The sequence below is a fragment of the Pseudoclavibacter sp. RFBA6 genome (assembly GCF_002931575.1).
In the GTDB taxonomy this organism is placed as follows: domain Bacteria; phylum Actinomycetota; class Actinomycetes; order Actinomycetales; family Microbacteriaceae; genus Pseudoclavibacter; species Pseudoclavibacter terrae.
This window is the reverse complement of the sequence record NZ_PSUA01000004.1, coordinates 102,868-124,730: the sequence shown is the minus strand read 5'-3', so window position 1 is coordinate 124,730 and position 21,863 is coordinate 102,868. Positions and strand designations below refer to the sequence as shown.

Genomic DNA, 21,863 nt, shown 5'->3' with positions numbered 1-21,863 from the left:
CGGGGGGGGCTAGTAGAGGAAGATCGGCAGCCAGGCGGGGTGGTGGGCGTGGACAATGACGAGGAAGACGACGAGGTCGAAGAGCAGGTGCACGCAGATGACGTACGTCAGCGACTTGGTCTTCGTGAAGATCCACCCTTGGATGAGCGCGAACGGCAGGGTGAGCAGCGGCCCCCACGACTGGTAGCCGAGCTCCCAGAGGAAAGAGACGAAGACGATCGACTGCAGCGCGTTGGCGACCCAGAACGGGAAGTGGCGGAGGAGGAGCGTGAAGACCGTGCAGATGAAGAACAGCTCGTCCCAGATGCCGACGAAGCCGACCCCGACGAAGAGGCGCCCGATCTCGGACGCGGTCGTGACGGCCGGCCAGTTCTGGTAGACGCCGGAGGTGATGAAGTAGAACGGCAGGATGAGCCAGCCGAGCACGAGGACGAGGCCGAGCCAGAGCTTCTCGAGCCTCGACCATGGGGTGCCGCGGCGCAGCGGGAAGCGAACGGCGTGGTCTTTGTAGACCCACCTCGAGATGGCGTAGGGCACGGCGACGGCAAGCGACAGCACCGTGCCCATCACGACGATGTTGCCCCACGAGATGTCGGCCTTCATCGAGTGGAGGCTGATGATGCCCATGCCGATTCCGACGAGCAGCAGATCGCGGCCGAGCCCTCGGTCCGCGAGGAAGCCGAGGGCGACTCCGGCGGCGAGCGGCAGGTAGCCGAGGTTGTTCTCGAAGGCGAAGAGCACGGTCGCGCTGCACACGACGAGAAGTGCGGCGAACAGGTGCAGGAGCTTGACTCCCTCGGATGCACGTTTCGGGGTGCCGGTGACGGGCGGGTTCTGCGCTCGTTCGCTCATTCGCTCATCTTCTCAGGCCAAGTTGGACGGATGTTCGGCGCTTTTGTCGCGTGTGATGTAACGCTCCGGTAACTATCACGCCTTGCGCTCCGATCCGCGCAGGCATGGGGCAGACGCTGGGTCGAGACCTGGCAAACGGGCCGAGTTTGGCGGAAAATCAACCCTCTCAGGCGATGCCCGGGGAAGGCACCTTGCTAGCGTTGACTCCCGGAGCAATCGCCGCCACACCGGTTCGGCGCCGCGATTCCCCGCGAAAGACCAACCCGGTGCGCTTTATCCGCTGCCTCTGTGAGGCAATCTCGATCGGCAGCGCGCGCCCGGGGCGATGACCGCGCCCAAACGTCATTCTGGTGCAGTCCTCGCCTGGTACCCGCTGCCCCCGCGACCGTCTCCTCATCCGAGGCAGCGTCGCGAACCGCTGCGTTCTTTCGCGTCCGATCCATCTACCGCAGGGAGAACGCGTGAACGACACAGCTGTGTCTGTGAAGGGCCTCACGAAGGTCTTCGGGCGCAAGCCCAAGGAAGCCGCGAAGCGACTGAACTCCGGAACGCCGAGATCCGAACTCGGCCCCGGGGTCACCGCGGCAGTCATCGACGCCACCTTCGACGTCAAGCAGGGCGAGATCTTCGTCGTCATGGGCCTCTCCGGCTCGGGCAAGTCCACCCTCATCCGCACGCTCAACGGCCTGCTCGAGCCAACCGCCGGCAGCATCGTCATCCACGGCACCGACCTCGCGACGGCCGACGCCGCCGAGGTGCGCAGCGTGCGACAGAACCACGTCTCCATGGTGTTCCAGCACTTCGCGCTCTTCCCGCACCGCACGGTGCTCGAGAACGCCGCCTTCGGCCTCGAGGTGCAGGGCGTCCCGCGCGCCGAGCGCCTCGAGCGTGCCCGCAAGGTCCTCGACCGCGTCAGCCTCGGCCAGTGGGCCGACTCGCTGCCGTCGGAGCTGTCCGGAGGCATGCAGCAGCGCGTCGGCATCGCCCGCGCGCTCACGGCCGAGACCGACATCCTGCTCATGGACGAGGCGTTCAGCGCACTCGACCCGCTCATCCGCCGCGAGATGCAGGAAGAGCTCGTCGAGCTGCAGGCCGAGCTCGGCAAGACCATCATCTTCATCACGCACGACCTCAACGAGGCGATGTTCCTCGGCGACCGGATCGCCGTGATGCGCGATGGCGCGATCGTGCAGATCGGGACGCCGGAGGAGATCCTCACGGACCCGGCAAACGACTACGTCGCGCAGTTCGTGCAGGACGTGGACCGGGCGCGTGTGCTCACCGCTGGCAGCGTCATGGAGCCCGCTCGCGCCGTCGTCCCGCAGAGCGCAGGCCCCCGGGGGGGCGCTCCGCGTCATGCGCGACACGCAGACCGGCGGGGCGTTCATCACGTCCACCGGTCGCAAGCTCGAAGGCGCCGTCATCGACCGCCACGTCATGCGCCTCGTGAAGGACGGCCAGCCCGACCTCGCGAGCGCCATCAAACGCGACATCGCGATGGTCTCCCCCGAGACGCCCCTCTCTGACCTGTTCGAGCTGTCGGTCGACTCGACGCTGCCGATCGCGGTCGTCGACGAGAACCAGCGACTCCTGGGCGTCGTTCCCCGCGTCACGATCCTCGCCTCCCTCGCGAACGTCCCCAGCACCACGGGCCTGCTCCCGATCATCGACCCCGTCACGAGCGTCAGCCCGGCGGATATCGCAGAGACCCTCGAAGGGAGCCACGCATGATCGCCGCCACCGCACTCACGACCCTGCCCGCCACGTTCCGACTGCCCCTCGGTGACGGTGCAGAGGCGGTCGTCGACTGGCTGACCACTGCCCTCGACGGCTTCTTCGCCGTGATCCGCACCATCTTCCAGGGCATGTACGAGGGCGTCTACTGGGCGCTCGAGACGCCACCGTTCTGGGCGATCCTCATCGTCGTCGCGGCGGTCGCATTCTTCGCGAAAGGCTGGAAGCTTGCACTGGGAAGCCTCATCGGCTTCCTCATCATCGTGGGCGTCGACCAGTGGGAGAACGCCATGACGACGCTCGCGCTCGTGCTGGTCGCGAGCCTGCTCGCCATCCTCTTCAGCATCCCGCTGGGCATCTGGGCCGCGAAGTCCGACGCGGCCTCGAACGCCATCAAGCCGGTCCTCGACTTCATGCAGACCATGCCAGCGTTCGTGTACCTGATCCCCGCGCTCATCCTGTTCCGCGTCGGCGTCGTGCCCGGCATCGTCGCGACGATCATCTTCGCCATGGCACCTGGAGTGCGCATGACGGAGCTGGGCATCCGCGGGGTCGACAAGGAAGTGGTCGAAGCAGGGCGCGCGTTCGGCGCGACCCCCGGCCGCATCCTGCGCCAGATCCAGCTGCCCCTCGCCATGCCATCCATCATGGCGGGCGTCAACCAGATCATCATGCTCGCGCTCTCGATGGTCGTCATCGCCGGCATGGTCGGCGCGGGCGGGCTCGGCGCGCAGGTCGTGCAGAGCCTCAACCGCATCGACGTCGCGCTCGGCTTCGAAGCCGGCATCGCGGTCGTGATCCTCGCGATGTTCCTCGACCGCGTGACGGCCGCCTTCGCCGGGCAGAAGCGACGCGTGCCGTCGTTCCTCCGCTCGAAGCGCACCCAGCAGCATGAGGCCGCGGATGCCGGCGAAGCGGTTGCCACGCACTCGATGCCGACCAGGGCCCCCATCACCACCACGGGCTGACCCGCCCCACGACTTCCATTCCCCAAACCAGAAACGAAAGGACGCACATGCGTACCAAGAAACGAATCATCACCGGGATCGCCGCAGCCTCCGCTGCCGCACTCGCCCTCACCGGATGCTCCGGCGACACCGCCGCCGAGACGCTCGAGAACGGCGACCAGGCCGACGTCACGATCGCCGTGTTCAACGGCTGGGACGAGGGCATCGCCGCGTCCGAGCTGTGGAAGGCGATCCTCACGGAGAAGGGCTACGACGTGGAGCTCGAGTACGCGGACCCCGCTCCCGTGTTCTCCGGCCTCTCCACGGGCGACTACGATGTGACGCTCGACACGTGGCTCCCCATCACGCACTCGGACTACGTCGAGGAGTACGGCGATGACATCGTCGACCTCGGTGCGTGGAACGACGAGGCGTCGCTGACCATCGCCGTCAACGAGGACTCCCCTATCACCTCGCTCGACGAACTGGCCGGGGCAGCCGACCAGTTCGGCAACACGATCATCGGCATCGAGCCGGGTGCCGGCCTCACGCGCGTCACGCAGGACGACGTCATTCCCGGCTACGGCCTCGAGGGAATGAACTACCAGACCTCGTCCACCGCTGCCATGCTCACCGAGCTGCAGACGGCGACCAACAACGGCGAGAACATCGTCGTCACGCTGTGGCGCCCGCACTGGGCCTACGACGCGTTCCCCGTGCGCGACCTCGAGGACCCGCAGGGCCTGCTGGGCGACTCGGAGGGCATCCACTCGTACAGCAAGGCTGACTTCCAGGAGACGCACCCGACGGTCGCCGGCTGGCTGCAGAACTTCAAGATGGATTCCGAGCAGCTGTACTCGCTCGAGAACCTGATGTTCAACGAGAACGACACGGACGACTACGCGCCGCTCGTCGAGCAGTGGATCTCCGAGAACCAGGAGTACGTGGACTCGCTCACCGCGTAGGTTCCACGCTACACACGGGAAGCGGGCTGCTCATCGAGTAGCCCGCTTTCTGCATGTCGTCAGGCCCCCGCGCGAGTGACAGGCTGGCGGAGCAGGGTCCGCCGCTTCTCGGGCGCCACCTTCCGGACGTCGCTGAAGTAGATCTCGTGGTGCCTGCCCGTCATGCGCCAGCCGTGCGCGGGGATGAACTCGTCGTGCAGGCGGGCGAGCGTCGGCCCCTCATCGTCGAACGACCCCCGGTGCAGAGTCTGCACGACGGCGCCCTCGTCGAGATGCTCCAACCGCACGCGGTCGAGCCAGGCCGGGGTCCTCTTCGCGGCGACCCTGGCCACCGCCTCGTCGAATCGATGCGCGTCGATCCAGTCGGGCGTCATGAGGAGCAGCGTCCAGCTCCACTGCGACTTGTCGCGTCGAGCCGTGAACGTCGCCATGTCCTCGGACCACCAGAGCCCCTCAAGCGGCATGACCGTGTAGTCCCGGTCGAGTTCCAGCTTGCTCGCGAACTTCATCGCGTACGCCACCGGGTACAGCGCTTCGACGGCGCTCGTGAACTCCTCCGACGTATTCGGGTCTCCGTGCCCGTCCACCATGAGGTACTGCAACGTCGGCACCTCGAGCACACGGAACTCGCCGCTCGTCGCCCGGTAGCAGTCGAGTTCCTTCTTGAAGTCGACCTTCGAGGAGCCGGTCACACCTGCCCCTGGCGGCTCCGGATGCGCTCAGGCAGCTCGGCCATGTGCGCGAACGTCTCCGCGCCCGCGTCTTCGAGCCACGCACGCGGCGTGAGCCCACCCGCGAAGCCGTACGCGTGCATCCCGGCGGCCACTGCCGCCTGCACCCCGTACCTGCTGTCCTCGACGACGACGCAGTTCGCCGGGTCCACTCCCATCCGCTCGGCCGCGTGGAGGAACAGGTCTGGCGCCGGCTTGCCGTGCTCGACCTCGGTGGCGCTGAAGATGCGCCCCTCGAAGCGCGGGTGGAGGCCGGTGTGCCCGAGCGTCTTGCTGAGTTTCGCATGGTCGCCGCTCGAAGCGACGCAGCTCGCGAGCCCGAGCTCATCCTGGATCACGCCGAGCGCCCTCGGGAGGCCCTCGACCGCCGTCAGCTCCGTGTCGAACGCGTGGAAGAGCGTCTCGCGCTGCAGATCGAACCATCCTTCCGGCACGGGCCGGCCGAGGCCCTCCTGCAGCTTCTTCTCGAAGGTCGCCTGCGAGGTGCCGAGGAACCGGGAGACGTGCTCGTCCTGCGTGAGCTCCCACCCGAGTTCCGCGAGCATCTCGCGCTCGATGCGGACCGCGAGCACCTCACTGTCGACGAGCACGCCGTCGCAGTCGAAGATGACGAGTTCGACCGCGCTCATGCACCGACCGCTGGCAGGGTGCGGGTCGCGATGAGCTGCTGGTACCAGCGGCCGGAGTCCTTCCACGTGCGCTCGAGCGTGTCGTAGTCGACGCGCAGGATGCCGAAGCGCATGTTGTAGCCGAACGCCCACTCGAAGTTGTCGAAGAGCGACCAGGCGAAGTAGCCGCGCACGTCGGCGCCGGCGTCGATGGCGTCGGCGATCGCCGCGATGTGGTCGCGGTAGTAGGCGACGCGTTCCGGGTCGTGCACGAGCCCGTCCTCGCCGACGACGTCGGGAAACGCCGCACCGTTCTCGGTGACCATGAGGGCCTGGCCGGGGTACCGCTCGGTGAGCGAGACCAGCAGCTCGGTGAGGCCATCCGGGAAGATGCTCCACCCCATGGAGGTGTATGGCGCGCCCTGGTCGACGAAGTCGATGTCGGTGACGCCCACCCATGGGCTCGCGGCGGACTCGCCGTGGCCGTCGTTGCGCGAGCGCTCCCCCACACCCAGGTACTTCTTGACGCGGAACGTCGTGTAGTAGTTGACGCCGAGCACGTCGATGCGCTGGTGGATGAGCTGCGTGTCGCCAGGGAGCACAAACGACCAGTCGGTCACGTGACGCGTGTCGTGGATGAGGTCATCGTCGTAGTGTCCGGAGAGCATGGGGCCGAGGAAGACGCGGTTGGAGAGCGCGTCGATCTGGCGGACCGCGTCGAGGTCGTCGGCCGAGTCGGGGTTGTCTGGGCGGATGACGTGGAAGTTGAGGGTCACCGAGACGACGGAGTCTTCTCCGACGGCGGCGCGGATGGCGCGCGTCGCGAGTCCGTGGGCCAGGTTCAGGTGGTGGCACGCGGCGAGCGCTGCAGCGGGCTCGGTGCGACCCGGGGCGTGGACGCCGGACGCGTAGCCGAGGTAGGCCGTGCAGAACGGCTCGTTGAGGGTCGACCACGTGTGCACGCGGTCGCCGAACTCTGCCGCCATACGGGCCGCGTATTCCGCGAAGGCGTACGCGGTGTTGCGGTTCGCCCAGCCGCCCTCGTCCTCGAGCTCCTGGGGCAGGTCCCAGTGGTACAGCGTTGCGACGGGCTTCACACCGGCGGCGACGAGTGCGTCGAGCAGGTCCGAGTAGAAGCGGATGCCCTCCTCGTTGAACTCACCGGAGCCGCCCGGCTGCACACGCGACCAGGAGATCGAGAAGCGGTAGGCATCCAGTCCCATCTCCGTGATGGTCTCGACGTCGTCCTTCCACCGGTGGTAGTGGTCGATGGCGACGTCGCCGGTGTCGCCGCCCTGCACCTTGCCCGGCGTGTGCGAGAACGTGTCCCAGATGGACGGGGTCCTCCCACCCTCCGCCGCGCCGCCTTCGATCTGGTAGGAGGCGGTCGCCGACCCCCAGACGAAGTCGTCGGAGAAGGTTCGAGGGGAAGAGGCCGTGGTTGGTTCTGGCACGATGCTCCTTGGCTGAGTGGGTGGCGCGTCGTCGCGCACGCCCACTCTAGCGAGCCTCGTCAGTGCGCCTCGGCGCATCCCACAGGCACACGAGAAATGCACCCTCGTTCGAAAACGAAGGTGCATCTCCCGTGTGCGTGCGGCGGCGAGCTAGCTGTCGTAGCGCTTCTTGTACGGGCGGTCGCCCGAGTCGCGCGACGGGCCACGGTCGGGCGTCAGCTCGATGAGCTTGCCCGAGATGCGGGTGCCGGTGAGCTTGTCGAGCACGTCGTTCGACAGGTCGGCCGGCAGCTCGACGAGGGAGAAGCCCGGGCGGATGTCGATCGCACCGAAGTCGTCGCGGCTCAGGCCACCCTCGTTCGCGAGCGCGCCAACGATCTGGCGGGGCTCCACCTTGTGGCGCTTGCCGACCGCGAGGCGGTACATGGCCATCGGCTTGCCGTTGGAGCGCGAGCGACGCGGTGCGCGCTCTCCGCCACCACGGCTGTCGCCGCGCGATCCGCCACGGCTGTCGCCGCCGCCTTCGCGCTCGCGACGCTCCTTGCGCTCAGCCTGCTCGCGCTGGTTGCGCTCGAAGCGCTCCTTGCGCTCGGCCTCGGCGTCGAGCAGCAGCGGCGTCTCGCCCTGGGCGACGATCGCGAGGGCGGCTGCGACGTCGGACTCCGGGACGTTGTGGTTGCGCACGTAGTGGTCGATGATGTCGCGGAACTTCTCGACACGGTCGCTCTGCGTGAGCGCCTCGCTGATGGCGTCGTCGAAGCGCGTGAGGCGCGTCGTGTTGACGTCGTCGACGCTGGGGAGCTGCATCTGCGTGAGCTCCTGCTTGGTGGCCTTCTCGATCTGGCCGAGCAGGTAGCGCTCGCGAGGCGTGATGAAGCTGATCGCGTCGCCCGTGCGGCCGGCGCGGCCGGTGCGGCCGATTCGGTGCACGTACGACTCGGTGTCGGTCGGGATGTCGAAGTTCACGACGTGGCTGATGCGCTCCACGTCGAGGCCACGGGCCGCCACGTCGGTGGCGACGAGGATGTCGAGCTTGCCGGACTTCAGCTGGTTGACGGTGCGCTCGCGCTGCACCTGGGCGACGTCGCCGTTGATGGCGGCCGCCGAGTACCCGCGTGCGCGGAGCTTCTCGGCGAGGCCCTCGGTCTCGTTCTTCGTGCGGACGAAGATGATCATGCCCTCGAAGTTCTCGACCTCGAGGATGCGCGTGAGCGCGTCGACCTTCTGCGCGTAGGACACGATGAGGTACCGCTGCGTGATCGTCGACGAGGTCGTGGTTTTCGTCTTGACCGTGATCTCGGCGGGCTCGTTGAGGTACTTCTTCGAGATGCGGCGGATCTGCGACGGCATGGTCGCGGAGAAGAGCGCGACCTGCTTGGTGTCCGGGGTGTCGGCGAGGATCGTCTCGACGTCCTCGGCGAAGCCCATCTTGAGCATCTCGTCGGCCTCGTCGAGCACGAGGAACTTGAGCTCGCTCAGGTCGAGCGTGCCCTTCGACAGGTGGTCCATGATGCGGCCGGGTGTTCCGACGACGATGTGCACGCCGCGACGGAGCGCGGAGAGCTGGACGCCGTAGCCCTGGCCGCCGTAGATGGGGAGGACGTGCACGCCGCGCATGCGCGCCGCGTACTTCTCGAACGCCTCGCACACCTGGAGGGCGAGCTCGCGGGTCGGGGCGAGCACAAGCGCCTGGGGCGTCTTCTGGTCGACATCGAGCTGGGCGAGGATGGGGAGGGCGAACGCGGCGGTCTTGCCGGTTCCTGTCTGGGCGAGGCCGACGACGTCGCGGCCTTCGAGGAGGGTGGGGATCGTCGCGGCCTGGATGGCGGACGGGGTCTCGTAACCGACGTCGCTGAGGACCTTGAGGACGGGCCCGTCAAGACCGAGATCGGCGAATGTAGGCGCGGCCTGGGCCTCTTCGGAGGGAGCCTCGGCCTCGGTCTGAACGGAAGAATTGCTAGAAGTCACGCTTTAGACTAGTCGTTTCTGTAGGATTTTGGGCGGTTTCAGCTCTGAGTATCGCATCAAGCACTGAACGAAGCAGGTCGGGGCGATTCGCGTCTCGCCCCCAGCGGACGAGTGCGTGGGCGTTGAGGCCATCGATCATGCCCAGGATCTGCCACGCGACCGCGTCCGGCTCGCGGACGCGGAACTCTCCGGTCGCGCTGCCAGCGACGAGGATGCGAGTGATGGCGGCGTGCCATCTGTCCATCTCGGCGCGCACTCCCTCGGCGAGCGTCTCGTTGCGGCGCCCGAGCGACCATCCGTCGACCCAGACGTGTGTGACGGCGTCGCGGCTGCCGTCGAGGAGCGTCGCGACGAGCAGGTCGAGCCTGGCGGAGGCAGAGCCCACGGGCGCGAGCTCCACCTCGAGTTCGTCGAGCTCCCCGCCGACGATTGCGCGGAATGTCGAGGTGACGAGCTCGTCCATGTTCGGCTCGTAGTGGGCGACCAGGGCCGGTGCAACCCCGATGCGACTGGCGACGGCGCGCATGGTGACGCCGGCGAGCCCCTCTTCGAGCGCGAGGGCGGTCGCGGCCGCGGTGATGTCGGCGCGGCGCTCGGCGGCTGGCTTCCTGGTGGCTCTTGACACGATGTCCCGAGTCTACGTACTCTTCGAGCACTTGTTGATCACTTGATCAACAAAGGTCGCACCGAAACCTGGAGGACCCGGACATGGCCTGGAAGATGCCCGCTGAGACGGCGCCGCACGATCGCACATGGATGGCCTTCCCCCGCGAGGGAATCACGCTCGGCGACACCGCCGCGCAGCGCGAGGCAGGGTACGCCGCCTGGACCGCGGTCGCCCATGCCGTCGCGCGCTTCGAACCCGTGACGATGGTCGTCGACCCCAGCGAGCTCACCCGAGCGCGCCGCATGCTCGGCGACGAGATCGAGATCCTCGAGGCACCACTCGACGAGTTCTGGATGCGCGACATCGGGCCCACGTTCGTCGCCGATGACGAACGGCCAGGCGTGCTCGGCGCCGTCGACTGGATCTTCAACGGCTGGGGCGCCCCGGCCTGGGCCGAGTGGCAGAAGTCGGCGGGCATCGGCCGCATCGTCGCGGAGGCGAGCGGCGCGGAGCTCGTGAGCTCGCTCCTCGTGAACGAGGGTGGCGGCATCCACGTCGACGGCGAGGGAACGATCCTCGCGACGGAAACGGTGCAGCTCGATCCACGCCGGAATCCGCTCGCCGACATGGCGCGCGTCGAGGCCGAGTTCGCTCGGACGCTCGGCGCGACCCGCACGATCTGGCTGCCGCGCGGCCTCACCCGCGACTACGACGAGTTCGGGACGAACGGGCACGTGGACATCGTGGCGACCCTCACCGCGCCCGGCACCCTGCTGCTGCATGAGCAACAAGATCCCGAGCACCCCGACCACGCCGTGGTCGCCGAGTTGCGCGAGCATCTTGCCGGCCAGCTCGATGCTGCCGGCCGCCAGCTCGAGATCGTCGGCATCCCCGCACCGAGCACGTTGCGGGACGAGGAGGGCTTCGTCGACTGGAGCTACGTCAACCACCTCGTGACGAACGACGGCGTCGTCGCGTGCGGCTTCGACGACGAGGCTGCGGATGCACGAGCGCGAGAAGTCCTCGAGTCCGTCTACCCCGGCCGCACGGTGGTGTCGGTGGATGCGCGAGAGCTGTTCGCTCGCGGCGGCGGCATCCACTGCATCACCCAGCAGCAGCCGAGCCTCGACACCCCGAGTGCCGACGGGGGCCCGCGATGAGCTTCGACGTCGTCGAGGCGGGCATCGCGCGGCTGCGCGCCGCCCTTGAGCACGGCGAGGTCACGAGCGAGGAGCTCGCCGAGGCGTACCTCGCCCGCATCGCGACATACGACGCGGCGGGTCCCGCGCTGAACTCGGTCGTCGTCAGCAACCCGGCGGCGCTGGACGAGGCTCGAGCGTCGGATGCACGTCGCGCGGCCGGCGAGCTGCTCGGACCGCTCGACGGCATCCCCTACACGGCGAAGGACAGCTACCTGGTCAAGGGCCTGACCGCCGCATCCGGCAGCCCCGCGTTCGCGGACCTCGTCGCGCAACGGGACGCGTTCACGATCGAGCGCCTACGGGGCGGTGGCGCGATCTGCCTCGGCCTCACGAACATGCCGCCGATGGCCAACGGCGGCATGCAGCGCGGCGAGTACGGCCGGGCCGAGAGCCCGTACAACGCCCAGTTCCTGACCAGCGCCTTCGGGTCGGGCTCGTCGAACGGATCCGGCACCGCGACCGCGGCCAGCTTCGCGGCATTCGGCCTCGGCGAGGAGACCTGGTCGAGCGGGCGTGCGCCCGCGTCCAACAACGCGCTCTGCGCCTACACGCCGTCACGGGGCATCATCTCCGTGCGCGGCAACTGGCCACTCGTCCCGACCATGGACGTCGTCGTGCCCCACACGAGGTCGATGGCAGACCTGCTCGAGGTGCTCGACGTCGTCGTCGCCGACGACCACGACACCCGCGGAGACTTCTGGCGAGCGCAGCCCTGGGTGCGCATCCCCCGCGCCTCCGAGGTGCGGCCGGCCTCGTACGCGGCCCTGCTGCCTTCGAACCAGGCGGATGCCCGCGCTACGCTCGCGGGCACCCGCATCGGGGTGCCCCGCATGTACATCAACGCGGACCCGGACGCCGGCACGTCCGAGGAGCCCGGCGTCGGAGGGCCGACAGGCCAGAAGATCGATACGCGTCGATCCATCGTCGAGCTCTGGGAGGCCGCGCGCGCCGACCTCGAGGCGGCCGGCGCGACCGTCGTCGAGGTCGACTTCCCCGTCGTGTCCAACTACGAGGGCGACCGACCCGGAGCCCCGAAGATCTCCACGCGCGGACTCGTCTCCCCCGAGTACCTGAAGCGCGAGATCGTGGACCTGTCGGCGTGGGGCTGGGACGACTTCCTCGCAGCCAACGGCGACCCGAAGCTGAACTCGCTCACGCAGGTCGATGGCACCCGCATCTTCCCGCACCCCGACGGCGCACTCCCCGACCGCTACACGGGCTTCGACGATGACATCGCGACGTACCCCGAGCACGTGCGCGAGCATCCCGTCGCCTCGTTCACCGACATCCCGGAGCTGGCCGGCGGCGTTCGCGGCCTGGAGGAGACCCGGCGCATCGACCTTGACGAGTGGCTGCTCGCGCAGCGCCTCGACGCCGTCGCCTTCCCGGCGGTGGCCGACGTGGGGCCGGCCGACATGGATGTCGACGAAGCGTCGGCCGACCTGGGCTGGCGCAACGGCGTGTGGGTCGCGAACGGCAACCTCGCCATCCGGCACCTCGGCATCCCGACCGTGACCGTGCCCATGGGCACGATGGCCGACATCGGGATGCCGGTCGGCCTGACCTTCGCGGGCCGCGCCTACGACGACACGGCGCTCCTGCGGCTCGCCGCGGCCTTCGAGGCGACGGGCGAGCGCCGCACGGAGCCTCCCCGCACGCCCAGACTCTGAATCGCACCGACCGCGCCGGGCCGCGAGAGGCGGCTACTTCTGCGGCTTGACGACCGCCAGCGCGCCGGTCTCCGCGAACTCTCGCTCGACGTCCACATCGGTTGCGCTTCCCGGCTTGTGCGTCAGGAGGCTGACGACGACCGAGACGACGAGGTTCAGGATGAAGCCCGGGATGATCTCGTACAGGTCGGTGCCGAGCGCTGACCAGATGAAGACCGTCGCGGCACCGGCGACCATGCCCGCCAGCGCACCCCAGTTGGTGAGCTTCTTCCAGTAGAGGCTGAGCAGGATGATCGGGCCGAACGCGGCGCCGAAGCCAGCCCAGGCGAAGCCCACGAGCGCGAGGATCGAGTCGGACGGGTTGATGGCGAGCAGACCCGCGACGAGGGCGACACCCAGGACGGCTCCACGGCCTGCGAGCACCAGCGTCTTCGCGCTCGGCTTCTTCTTGGCGACCACCATGAAGAGGTCTTCGACGAGGGCAGACGAGCAGACGATGAGCTGGCTCGAGATGGTGCTCATGATCGCCGCGAGCACTGCGGCGAGGATGAACCCGCTGACCAGCGGGTGGAAGAGGACCTGCGCCATGAGGAGGACGACCGTCTCGGGATCTGCGACATCGACGCCGTTCTCCTGCACGTAGGCGACGGCGACGAGCCCTGCCGTGACGGCGCCGAGGAGCGAGAGGAACATCCACGAGATGCCGATGCGACGACCGGCGATCGCTGAATGGGAGTCGCGCAGCGCCATGAAGCGCACGATGATGTGCGGCTGCCCGACGTAGCCCAGGCCCCAGCCGAGCGCCGAGATGATGCCGATGATGACGGGCCAGCTCAGCTCCTCGGGGATGAGGCCCGTGTGGTCGACGCCCGAGGCGACGATGGCCTCGCTGACCCCGCCGAAGCCGCCGAGCGAGATGATCGCCACGACCGGGATCGCGATGAGCGCGACCAGCATCATGAGGCCCTGGACGACGTCGGTGAACGTCGCGCCGAGGAAGCCGCCGAAGAGGGTGTAGGCGAGTGTGACCCCGGCGACGAGCAGCATGCCCGTCAGGTAGTCGCCGCTGAAGCTGCTCTCGAAGAACACGCCACCTGCGACCATGCCGGAAGAGATGTAGAACGTGAAGAAGACGAGGATCACGACGCCGCTGGCGATGCGCAGCGCGCGCGACTTGTCGTGCAGGCGGTTCTCGAAGTAGCTCGGGACGGTGATCGAGTTGCTGGCGACCTCCGTGTAGGCGCGCAGGCGCGGAGCCACGAAACGCCAGTTGAGGTAGGCGCCGATGAGGAGGCCGATGCCGATCCAAGCCTCGAAGAGGCCGGAGACGAAGATGGCGCCTGGGAGACCCATCATGAGCCATCCGGACATGTCGGAGGCGCCGGCGCTCAGTGCCGCTGTCCCCGGGCTCAGACTGCGGCCACCGAGCATGTAGTCCTCGTGGTCCTTGGTCTGTCGGAAGGCGTAGAGCCCAATCCCCACCATGGCCGCGAAGTAGATCGCGAGCGCGATGAGCTGGAAGGTCAGGTCGGACATGGGCGGTGACTCCTTCTGGAAGCGACGTGCCTACCCGTGTGGATGCACGACCTTCTCAGGGTTGCTGTCGAGAACGTGAACGACTAGCGAAGATACGCGAAAACGGCCTGTCGACGAAGTCGAGGCTGGTGCCGATGGATGCGACGTTGCGCGCCGGCATCACGATCGCCATCGCGGCCACGCTCGTCTGGTGCATCCTGCGCTCCGGGTTCACGGTCACCTACAACGAGCTCATCGGTCTTCTGCGCCGTGAGCGCTAGCTACCAACGCGAACGCTGCCTGTGCTTCTTCCACCCCTCGGGACGCCCCGGGAGGTTGCAAACACAGGCAGCGCGTACTCGAAACGGCTAGTGGGCGCCAGGCTTCGGTGACTCACCTGCTGGCGCAGGGGTGGCAGCGGCGGTCACGGCCTGCGACTTCTTCGGGAGGATGCGCCCGACGAGGAGCACGACGCCGACGACCACGAGGCCGACGATGAGTCCGACGATCGCGGAGATGAGGGTGTCGACGAGCCACACGACGACGGGGCCGGTGTTCATGAGCGCGTGCTCGATCTCGTGCAGCAGGTCCGCCGGCGCGTGGAAGCCGACCTCGCCGACGTTGATGATGACGAGGTGGCCGCCGACCCACAGCATGGCGACGGTGCCGACGATGCTGATGAAGCGGAACACGGCGGGCATGGAGCGGACGATGCGGACGCCGAGGTGGCGCGTGCGGCGGTCGCTGCGGGTCGCCATGTGCAGGCCGATGTCGTCGATCTTGACGAGCAGGGCGACGGCGCCGTAGACGAGGGCGGTCATGGCGAGAGCGATGACGACGAGCGCGGCGAGTCGCATCCAGAAACCGAGGTCGGGGTCGAGGTTCGACAGCGAGATGAGCATGATCTCGGTCGACAGGATGAGGTCGGTGCGCACCGCGCCGGAGATGAGCTTCTTCTCGTCGCGCGGGTGATCCTCGTCGAGCGCATGGTGGTGCCCGAACCACTCGGTCACCTTCTCTGCGCCCTCGAAGCACAGGTACACGCCGCCGATGATGAGCAGGAACGGCAGGACCCATGGAGCGAACGCCGTCAGCAGGAGGGCGATCGGGATGATGATCACGAACTTGTTGAAGAGGCTGCCCTTGGCGATGTTCCACACGACCGGCAGCTCGCGGGCGGGCGTGATGCCCTGCACGTACTGCGGGGTGACGGCGGCGTCGTCGATGACGACACCCGCCGATTTGGCCGAGGCCTTGAGCGCGGCGGTGAGGATGTCGTCGACGACGGCGAGCAGGCCAACGGGCACGGTGTTCTCCTAGGTGTTCTGTCGCCGCGCGGAACGCAGCAGACAGAGCATACCCGGGGTGTGCGAGAGCCCGCCGGTCCTGTGGAGACCCACGATTCGCGGCCGTAGGCTGGCCGGATGCGTGACCGTGCGGTGCCCAATCTCCCGTCCCGAGACTTCGACGCGACGGCAGACTTCTACGGTTCGTTCGGTTTCGAGCGGAGCTTCCTCGACGAGGGGTGGATGATCCTGGCGAGGGGAACCGTCGTGCTCGAGTTCTTCCCGCATCCGAAGGTCGATCCGTACTCGAGCGCCGCGATGTGCAGCATCCGGGTCGCCGACGTCGACGCGCTGTACGCGGCCATTCTGGCGACGGGCGTGCCAGAGGGGCGCGTCGGGTTCCCCCGCCTGCATCCGGTCGCCCGGGAAGCATGGGGTGGCAGGGTCGGCTACCTCGTCGACATCGACGGCACGCAGCTCAACCTCATCGGAGAGCGATGAGCAACCGTCCGATCGCGCAGCTGCCCGGTGCGGCTCGCATGCTGTGCCTCAGCCGCCGCGACGGCGAGATCTGCACGAGACGGGCCGGGCACGCCGGCCTGCACAATCGGACGGGCTCGAGCATCCTGTGGAGCGACGTGAACGCCGATGCGCCGCGCTGCCCGGCAGGCGGAACCGAAGCGACCCCCGCACCGCCGCTCGCCGACGGCTTCCCTCACGGCAGGGCGATCTGCCCGGTCTGCTTCGCGTTCGTGACACTTGAGGGCGGTGAGCTCGCCGAGCATGACTCCTGGCGCGGAGACATCAGCAGGGACGAAGCCGACCAGCGTCGCGAGTGGATGAACACGCACGGCTGGTGAAGTTCGCTCTCCTGCGTGCCCCGTGCTCAGTAGGGTCTGTGCTCACTAGGCTCGGTGCTCAGGCCGAGCCAAGCCCCAGGCGGCCCCTCCCCCGAACTCTTGGAGTGCGCCCATGAGCGGCCGAACCGACGACCCCGGACACGCACCCGAGGTATCCCGCTGGAGAGCTTTCTGGGAGCGGGGCGGGTGGTGGAAGGCCGTCGCGCTGGTTGTCGCCTACTACGTGCTGTACCAGCTGGGCGGGTTGCTGTTCCTGCCGCTCTTGGATGGCCTCGAGCCCAGCTCGGCGGGCGCGCTCATCGTGGGCTTCGCACTGCCGATCGCCCTGGGTGGCCTCCTCCTCGTGGCCTTCGCGATCTCGCTCGGGTGGCTGCGCGAGCTGTTCGCACCGCAACCGATTCGGGGCAGGGGGTGGATGTGGATCGCCGTGGCCGTCGTGCTGATCTTCAACGTGCTCCGGTTCGCGGCGCTCGACGACGACTCGGCCGGCCTGGGCCTGGTCGCGGCCTGGCTGGTCACGGGGTTGTGCATCGGCTTCGCCGAGGAGGTGCTGACCCGCGGGTACGTCGTGAACCTCATGCGCAAGGCGGGCCATTCGGAGATCGCGACGGCGCTCGTGTCAGCTGCGCTCTTCGCCGCGATGCACTCCGGCAATCTGCTCGATGGGCAGGATCTCCTCACGACGGCGGTCCAGGTGCTCTACACGTTCGCGTTCGGCATCTGCATGTACCTCGCGCTCCGCGTCACGGGCAACCTGATCTGGCCGATCCTCCTGCACGCGAGCACTGACCCCAGCATCTTCCTGCTCACCGCGCACCCTGGCGCCGGGCCGCTCACGGCGTTCGCGGGGCTCGGCAACATCGCGGTGATCCTCTTCGGTCTCCTGGCGATCATCTTCATCCGCGGGCGGATCACCGCGGCTTCCTCGACTTCCTTCCACCACGAGGCAGAGCCGTCGCGATGAGGGCAGCAGAAAGGCCCCGGCTTCCTTGCGAACGCAGGGAAGTCGGGGCCTTTCGAGTGGCGGTGACGGTGGGATTTGAACCCACGGTAGAGTCGCCCCTACACAACATTTCGAGTGTTGCACCTTCGGCCGCTCGGACACGTCACCGTGGGGAATCTTAGTACGACCCATGGGGTCGAATGCAAATCGGCGGTCGACGACGGCGCGTCAGGCCGGCCCTTGGGGTTGGACGAGGCGCAGCGCGCCCGGGTCCACCCGCACATCGAGCGTGCACGCGCCCCGGGCGGGCCCGCGCAGCTCCTCCCCGTCGGCGTACACGAGGACGCCGGCCGGCACCTGCACGCGGACGCGCCGCATCCGCTCGAAAGAGACGGCGGGCAGCCGCGTGTGCAGGCCCACCATCGCGAGGGGAAACAGGGTGAGCAGCCCGAGCTTCGAGAGCCGTCCGACGATGAAGAGGTCGAGGACGCCGTCGTCGACGACCGCATGGGGCGCGACCCTGATGCCGCCGCCGATCGAGGACCCGTTCAAGATCGTGAGCAGTTCGGCGGCGACGCCGCGCGCAGGACCGCCGTCGACCGAGACGCCGAACTCGCGAGGCGAGAAGCTCCGCACCGAATCCAGCAGGGCGGCGATATAGCGAGCCGTCCCCGGCAGACGTCGGAGCTCGTTCGCGCGACGGTTCACCACCGCATCGAACCCGATGTTCACCGAGTTGAGGGCAACGTGCTCGACACCGTCGAGAGCAAAGCGCACCACGTCGACCTCGCGAATGCCGACCTCGCCGGTGCGCAGGCCTGTCAGCATCCGCTCGATCCCGACGGCGGGCGCACCCCGCCTGATCCCAGCGCCGCGCGCGAAGTCGTTGCCCGTGCCGGCCGGCACGATCCCGAGCGGCACTCCCGTGCCCGCGACGAGACCCGCCCCAAGGGAGACCATGCCGTCGCCGCCCATCACGACCAGCGCATCCACGCCGCCCGAGTGCGCGAGCTCGGCGGCGGCGCGACCCCGGAGCTCCGGCATGGAGCCGGCGGTCACCAGCACCACCTCGAGGTCGGGCAGCGGACCGCCGCCCACTCCCCCGGCCAGTCTGCGGCCGAGGTCGCCGGGCACGCCCTGCCCCGCCGACGGGTTCACGGCGCACACCACGCGACGCGCTGACACGCTCTGATACTGCCCGAACCGGGCGGCGCGCGCTACTTCAGACCCGTATTCGCGATCCCCGTCGTCACCTGGCGCTGGAAGAAGAGGAACAGCACCACGATCGGCAGGATGCTGACGACGCTCATCGCGAGGATCAGGTTGAACGGCACCGTCTCCTCCGCGTTGAACCGGGCGAGCGCCACGGGCAGCGTGTAGACGGACTCGCTCTGCGCGACGATGAGCGGCCACAGGAAGTCGTTCCACCGCCACATGACGGACAGGATGGCGACCACCGCGAGCGCGGGCCGGCAGATGGGGAGCACGATGGACGCGAAGATGCGGAACTCGCCAGCGCCGTCGATGCGGGCCGCCTCGATGAGCTCGTCCGGGATGGAGAGCATGTACTGGCGCAGGATGAAGACACCCGTCGGGGTCGCCGCGGCGGGGATGATGAGGCCCCACAGCGAGTTGACGAGGCCGAGCGACGCCACCACCTGGTAGACGGGGATGAGGATGACCTGCAGCGGGATCATGATCGTCGCGAGGGTCACGATGAACAGGAACGTCTTGCCGCGGAAGTTGTACTTCGCGAGGCCGTACGCGGCCATCGAGTTCACGGCGAGCGTCAGGACCGTCGCCGCGACGGTGACGACGACGCTGTTCAGCAGGTAGCTGCCGAAGCTGAAGCGGGTGAGCGCCTCGGTGTAGTTCGTGAACGACCAGGACGATGGGAAGAGCGTGCTCGCGCCTGCGGCCAGTTCCGATTGCGTCTTGAACGACCCGAGCAGCAGCCACACGATGGGGATGAGGGCGAGCAGCGCGAACGTGATGAGGATCACGACGCGCAGCGCGTCCGTGGAGGTGACGCGCGTTGAGCTCGTCGTGGTCCACGTCGGCTTGCCCGGCTTCTGGGTGCCGACGGAGTTCAGGAGGGCCGTGTCCGTGGTCATACCGCGTCTCGCTTTCGGCCGATGAAGTAGTTGACGAGCGTGATCGAGAACACGACGAGGAACAGCAGCACGCTGCCGGCGGCGGCGAGCCCGTACCGGATGGGCGACACGAACGCGTTCTCGTAGATGTACTGCACGATGAGCGTGGTCGCCCCGATCGGGCCGCCGCCCGTGAGCGTGAAGATGTAGTCGAACGCCTGGAAGCCGTGGATGGTGGCGAGCACCACCACGACGAGCACGCTCGGCTGCAGCAGGGGCAGGGTGATGCCCCAGAACTGCTGCCACCGCGAGGCCCCATCGATGGAGGCCGCCTCGTGCAGGGTGGGGTCGATGCTCTGCAGCCCGGCCATGAGGATGAGCATATAGAAGCCGGCCTGCAGCCAGACGCCGACGCCGACGATGGCGACCATCGCCCACGGCCCCTCGACGAGCCACGGCACGGGCGAGACGCCGAGCATCCCGAGCCCCGTGTTCACGAGCCCGCCCTCGCGTTCGAGCATCCAGTTCCAGACGAGGCCCGCGACGACCGGCGACACGAGCACCGGGATGAAGAACACGGCCCGGAAGAACGCGCGCCCGCGCAGCTGCTGCTCGACGAGCACGGCGAGCAGGATGCCGAGGACCACTGAGAGGGCGACGTACGCAACCGCATACACGGCGGTCTGCGCCACCACGCCCCAGAACTCAGGGTCGGTGAGGATGCGCGTGTAGTTGCCGAGCCCCTCCCGCCGGAAGGTGCGCCCGTTCGACGAGGAGTACAGGGAGTTGTTGAAGCCGTTGATCGCCGGCCAGATCGTGAAGACGCCGAAGATCGCCATGTTGGGCAGGAGGAAGAGGTACGGAGCGAGCCGCAGCTGCCACGGCTTCGTCGACCCGCGCTGCTGCTTCCCGGGTCGCCGATCCGGACCGGGTGGCTGGACGACGCGCTGTGCGTCGGTCGTGGCGCTGAGGTCGGCGGTCACGGCTGCAGCTCCTCGACGAGCTGCTCGGACTTCGCTTGCAAGTCGGAGACCGCTGACGTCGTGTCCTTCTCCCCCGCGACGACCAGCGCGAGCTGGTCGACCAGCTCGAGCGACGCGCCCGTGTACGACGGCTGGCTGTTGGCCTCATAGCCGAGGTCCGGGGTGCGAGCGAGGTCGGCGAAGAACACGTCCATGTCCTCCTGACGGACCGGGTACTGCACGCCGCGCTCGGTGAGGTCAACCCGCGTGGGCAGGAAGCCGCCGGCGACGATGAACTTCTGCTGCGCCTTGGTCGTGTTCATGTACTGCACGAAGAACGCGCCGAGCGCAGGGTTCGGGCCCTCCGCGAGCGCGCCCATGTACTTCCCGCCGGGGAAGCCACCGCACTCGTCGGCGCACGGGTTCGGTGCCGCGGACCACGTGAAGTCGGCGTTGTCGGCGAACTGCCCCACCTGCCAGTTCCCGGACAGGTACACGGGCGTCTGCTGTGCCAGGAAGATGTCGTTCGCACCCTCGTAGCGGCTGCCGGAGCCGAGCCAGAAGTCACGCGGCATGCGCCCGTCCGCCATCATGTCGACAAGCGGCTGGAGCGCCTCCACCGCCTTCGCCTCATCGAGGACGGCGCCATCGTCGCCGACAAGCGCGGTGCCGTACTGGCTGAGGACCGTGCTGATGCGGTGCCCGGACTTGTCGATCGCGAACGCGTACTCGGTTCCCGTCGCGTCCCGCACCTTCGTGGCCGCGTCGATCATCTCGTCCCATGTCCAGGGATCCTCTGGATCGGGCAGCGGAACCCCGGCCTCGTTGAACAGGTCGACGTTGATGAACGGCCCGTTGAGGGTCAGATCCGACGGCACGGCGAGCATCTCGCCGTGCTCCCCGAGCACGCCCTTCACGGGGCCGTCGACGAACTCCTCGGCATAGTCCTCGCCGAGGTAGGTGCGCAGGTCGAGCAGGTCGGCGCGGAAGTCGGTCAGGCCGGTGAGCCGCACCACATCAGGCGCATTGCCGCCGGAGAGGCGGGCCTGGACACTCGTGACGAGGTCCGAGTACGGCAGCACCTCGAGGTTCACGGTCACGTCGTACTCCTCCTCGAAGGAGGCGATGAGCTCACGCGTTGCAGCCTCATCCGGGCCGTCGGTGAAGTAGACGTAGCTCATGCTCTGGCCAGCGAAGTCGGCCGGGTTGACCTTCTGCACCTCCAGGGTGCCCGCCTCGCCCGGTCCGTCCTCGATGATCGGGCCGGGGGCGCATCCTGCGAGTCCGGTCATCGCCGCCAGGGCGAGCAGGGCCGTCGTCGTGCGGGCGCGCGTTCGTATCGTCACTGATCCTCCAGACGTGGCTCCCCGCGTCGGGGGTGCACGCAGGGGGCGCGTACGGCGGTGAGCCTCCTCAGGATAGGGACTCTTTGCCGTGAGCGCGTGCTGGGGCCCGTTGTCGGTGGT

At 68.2% G+C, this 21,863-nt stretch carries 20 protein-coding genes, 1 tRNA gene and 1 pseudogene; 9 read left to right on the top strand and 13 right to left on the bottom strand.

Features of this window, described 5'->3' with window-relative positions:
* Positions 1-9: 9 nt before the first annotated feature.
* Positions 10-852, bottom strand: a complete 843-nt coding sequence (locus C5C17_RS02875) for a CPBP family intramembrane glutamic endopeptidase (protein ID WP_181028457.1) — start codon at positions 850-852, stop codon at positions 10-12.
* A 461-nt stretch (positions 853-1,313) separates the two neighbouring features.
* Between C5C17_RS02875 and C5C17_RS02870 the strand changes: the two are divergent.
* From C5C17_RS02870 to C5C17_RS02860, 3 genes and pseudogenes are all read left to right on the top strand, one after another.
* A pseudogene (locus tag C5C17_RS02870) lies at positions 1,314-2,583 on the top strand (glycine betaine/L-proline ABC transporter ATP-binding protein).
* The gene (locus C5C17_RS02865; RefSeq protein ID WP_104251881.1) at positions 2,580-3,554 is read left to right on the top strand and encodes a proline/glycine betaine ABC transporter permease; all 975 of its coding nucleotides are present in this window, start codon (positions 2,580-2,582) and stop codon (positions 3,552-3,554) included. Before C5C17_RS02870 ends, C5C17_RS02865 begins: the two are co-directional and overlap by 4 nt.
* 47 nt (positions 3,555-3,601) lie before the next feature.
* The gene (locus C5C17_RS02860; protein ID WP_104251880.1) at positions 3,602-4,498 is read left to right on the top strand and encodes a glycine betaine ABC transporter substrate-binding protein; all 897 of its coding nucleotides are present in this window, start codon (positions 3,602-3,604) and stop codon (positions 4,496-4,498) included.
* 59 nt (positions 4,499-4,557) lie between these two features.
* Here C5C17_RS02860 and C5C17_RS02855 read toward each other — a convergent pair whose 3' ends face one another.
* The 5 genes from C5C17_RS02855 to C5C17_RS02835 form a co-directional block, all read right to left on the bottom strand.
* On the bottom strand, positions 4,558-5,190 hold the full coding sequence (locus C5C17_RS02855) for a GyrI-like domain-containing protein (protein ID WP_104251879.1): 633 nt from the start codon (positions 5,188-5,190) through the stop codon (positions 4,558-4,560).
* Positions 5,187-5,858, bottom strand: a complete 672-nt coding sequence (locus tag C5C17_RS02850; RefSeq protein WP_104251878.1) for an HAD family phosphatase — start codon at positions 5,856-5,858, stop codon at positions 5,187-5,189. Before C5C17_RS02850 ends, C5C17_RS02855 begins: the two co-directional genes overlap by 4 nt.
* Positions 5,855-7,369 carry a GH1 family beta-glucosidase gene (locus tag C5C17_RS02845; protein ID WP_104251877.1) on the bottom strand — a complete coding sequence of 505 codons (1,515 nt, stop codon included), beginning with the start codon at positions 7,367-7,369 and terminating at the stop codon, positions 5,855-5,857. Before C5C17_RS02845 ends, C5C17_RS02850 begins: the two co-directional genes overlap by 4 nt.
* Positions 7,370-7,441: 72 nt before the next feature.
* The gene (locus C5C17_RS02840) at positions 7,442-9,259 is read right to left on the bottom strand and encodes a DEAD/DEAH box helicase (protein WP_104251876.1); all 1,818 of its coding nucleotides are present in this window, start codon (positions 9,257-9,259) and stop codon (positions 7,442-7,444) included.
* The gene (locus C5C17_RS02835) at positions 9,249-9,884 is read right to left on the bottom strand and encodes a TetR/AcrR family transcriptional regulator (protein WP_104251875.1); all 636 of its coding nucleotides are present in this window, start codon (positions 9,882-9,884) and stop codon (positions 9,249-9,251) included. The genes C5C17_RS02840 and C5C17_RS02835 overlap by 11 nt, the downstream gene beginning before the upstream one ends.
* 83 nt (positions 9,885-9,967) lie before the next feature.
* Here C5C17_RS02835 and C5C17_RS02830 point away from each other — a divergent pair, with 83 nt between their 5' ends.
* Both C5C17_RS02830 and C5C17_RS02825 read left to right on the top strand, forming a co-directional pair.
* Entirely contained in the window at positions 9,968-11,026 is a 1,059-nt protein-coding gene (locus tag C5C17_RS02830; protein ID WP_104251874.1) for an agmatine/peptidylarginine deiminase, read from the top strand.
* Positions 11,023-12,738, top strand: a complete 1,716-nt coding sequence (locus C5C17_RS02825; RefSeq protein WP_104251873.1) for an amidase — start codon at positions 11,023-11,025, stop codon at positions 12,736-12,738. The genes C5C17_RS02830 and C5C17_RS02825 overlap by 4 nt, the downstream gene beginning before the upstream one ends.
* 33 nt (positions 12,739-12,771) lie before the next feature.
* On the opposite strand, the gene putP is transcribed toward C5C17_RS02825, so the two are convergent.
* Entirely contained in the window at positions 12,772-14,274 is a 1,503-nt protein-coding gene (putP, locus tag C5C17_RS02820; RefSeq protein ID WP_104251872.1) for a sodium/proline symporter PutP, read from the bottom strand.
* Positions 14,275-14,408: 134 nt separating this feature from the next.
* Between putP and C5C17_RS18880 the strand changes: the two genes are divergently transcribed.
* Positions 14,409-14,534: a hypothetical protein gene (locus C5C17_RS18880; protein ID WP_258065842.1), complete on the top strand. Its 126-nt coding sequence runs from the start codon at positions 14,409-14,411 to the stop codon at positions 14,532-14,534.
* An 87-nt stretch (positions 14,535-14,621) separates the two neighbouring features.
* Here C5C17_RS18880 and C5C17_RS02815 read toward each other — a convergent pair whose 3' ends face one another.
* Positions 14,622-15,560 carry a DUF808 domain-containing protein gene (locus C5C17_RS02815; RefSeq protein WP_104251871.1) on the bottom strand — a complete coding sequence of 313 codons (939 nt, stop codon included), beginning with the start codon at positions 15,558-15,560 and terminating at the stop codon, positions 14,622-14,624.
* A 117-nt stretch (positions 15,561-15,677) separates the two neighbouring features.
* Between C5C17_RS02815 and C5C17_RS02810 the strand changes: the two genes are divergently transcribed.
* From C5C17_RS02810 to C5C17_RS02800, 3 genes are all read left to right on the top strand, one after another.
* Positions 15,678-16,040 carry a bleomycin resistance protein gene (locus C5C17_RS02810; protein ID WP_104251870.1) on the top strand — a complete coding sequence of 121 codons (363 nt, stop codon included), beginning with the start codon at positions 15,678-15,680 and terminating at the stop codon, positions 16,038-16,040.
* Positions 16,037-16,399, top strand: coding sequence for a hypothetical protein (locus tag C5C17_RS18875; RefSeq protein WP_258065841.1), 363 nt, complete (start codon positions 16,037-16,039; stop codon positions 16,397-16,399). The genes C5C17_RS02810 and C5C17_RS18875 overlap by 4 nt, the downstream gene beginning before the upstream one ends.
* A 112-nt stretch (positions 16,400-16,511) precedes the next feature.
* Positions 16,512-17,363, top strand: a complete 852-nt coding sequence (locus C5C17_RS02800) for a CPBP family intramembrane glutamic endopeptidase (protein ID WP_104251869.1) — start codon at positions 16,512-16,514, stop codon at positions 17,361-17,363.
* Between the two features lie 57 nt (positions 17,364-17,420).
* Here the strand turns inward: C5C17_RS02800 and C5C17_RS02795 are convergent.
* From C5C17_RS02795 to C5C17_RS02775, 5 genes are all read right to left on the bottom strand, one after another.
* Positions 17,421-17,510 (bottom strand) — tRNA-Ser (locus tag C5C17_RS02795).
* Positions 17,511-17,570: 60 nt separating this feature from the next.
* The gene (locus C5C17_RS02790) at positions 17,571-18,527 is read right to left on the bottom strand and encodes a diacylglycerol kinase family protein (RefSeq protein WP_146079057.1); all 957 of its coding nucleotides are present in this window, start codon (positions 18,525-18,527) and stop codon (positions 17,571-17,573) included.
* Positions 18,528-18,559: 32 nt separating this feature from the next.
* Complete coding sequence (locus C5C17_RS02785) at positions 18,560-19,456, bottom strand: carbohydrate ABC transporter permease (RefSeq protein ID WP_104251867.1); 897 nt, start codon at positions 19,454-19,456, stop codon at positions 18,560-18,562.
* Positions 19,453-20,418, bottom strand: a complete 966-nt coding sequence (locus C5C17_RS02780; RefSeq protein ID WP_258065839.1) for a carbohydrate ABC transporter permease — start codon at positions 20,416-20,418, stop codon at positions 19,453-19,455. Before C5C17_RS02780 ends, C5C17_RS02785 begins: the two co-directional genes overlap by 4 nt.
* On the bottom strand, positions 20,415-21,743 hold the full coding sequence (locus C5C17_RS02775; protein ID WP_104251866.1) for an ABC transporter substrate-binding protein: 1,329 nt from the start codon (positions 21,741-21,743) through the stop codon (positions 20,415-20,417). The genes C5C17_RS02780 and C5C17_RS02775 overlap by 4 nt, the downstream gene beginning before the upstream one ends.
* Between the last annotated feature and the right edge of the window lie 120 nt (positions 21,744-21,863).

Excerpts from the sequence above, each read along its gene's own strand:
- C5C17_RS18875 (WP_258065841.1), top strand. The coding sequence starts at position 16,037 with ATGAGCAACCGTCCGATCGCGCAGCTGCCCGGTGCGGCTCGCATGCTG.
- putP (WP_104251872.1), bottom strand. The coding sequence starts at position 14,274 with ATGTCCGACCTGACCTTCCAGCTCATCGCGCTCGCGATCTACTTCGCG.
- C5C17_RS02825 (WP_104251873.1), top strand. The coding sequence starts at position 11,023 with ATGAGCTTCGACGTCGTCGAGGCGGGCATCGCGCGGCTGCGCGCCGCC.
- C5C17_RS02860 (WP_104251880.1), top strand. The coding sequence starts at position 3,602 with ATGCGTACCAAGAAACGAATCATCACCGGGATCGCCGCAGCCTCCGCT.
- C5C17_RS02850 (WP_104251878.1), bottom strand. The coding sequence starts at position 5,858 with ATGAGCGCGGTCGAACTCGTCATCTTCGACTGCGACGGCGTGCTCGTC.
- C5C17_RS02845 (WP_104251877.1), bottom strand. The coding sequence starts at position 7,369 with ATGCGCCGAGGCGCACTGACGAGGCTCGCTAGAGTGGGCGTGCGCGAC.
- C5C17_RS02810 (WP_104251870.1), top strand. The coding sequence starts at position 15,678 with ATGCGTGACCGTGCGGTGCCCAATCTCCCGTCCCGAGACTTCGACGCG.
- C5C17_RS02785 (WP_104251867.1), bottom strand. The coding sequence starts at position 19,456 with ATGACCACGGACACGGCCCTCCTGAACTCCGTCGGCACCCAGAAGCCG.
- C5C17_RS02800 (WP_104251869.1), top strand. The coding sequence starts at position 16,512 with ATGAGCGGCCGAACCGACGACCCCGGACACGCACCCGAGGTATCCCGC.
- C5C17_RS02830 (WP_104251874.1), top strand. The coding sequence starts at position 9,968 with ATGGCCTGGAAGATGCCCGCTGAGACGGCGCCGCACGATCGCACATGG.
- C5C17_RS02865 (WP_104251881.1), top strand. The coding sequence starts at position 2,580 with ATGATCGCCGCCACCGCACTCACGACCCTGCCCGCCACGTTCCGACTG.
- C5C17_RS02875 (WP_181028457.1), bottom strand. The coding sequence starts at position 852 with ATGAGCGAACGAGCGCAGAACCCGCCCGTCACCGGCACCCCGAAACGT.
- C5C17_RS18880 (WP_258065842.1), top strand. The coding sequence starts at position 14,409 with ATGGATGCGACGTTGCGCGCCGGCATCACGATCGCCATCGCGGCCACG.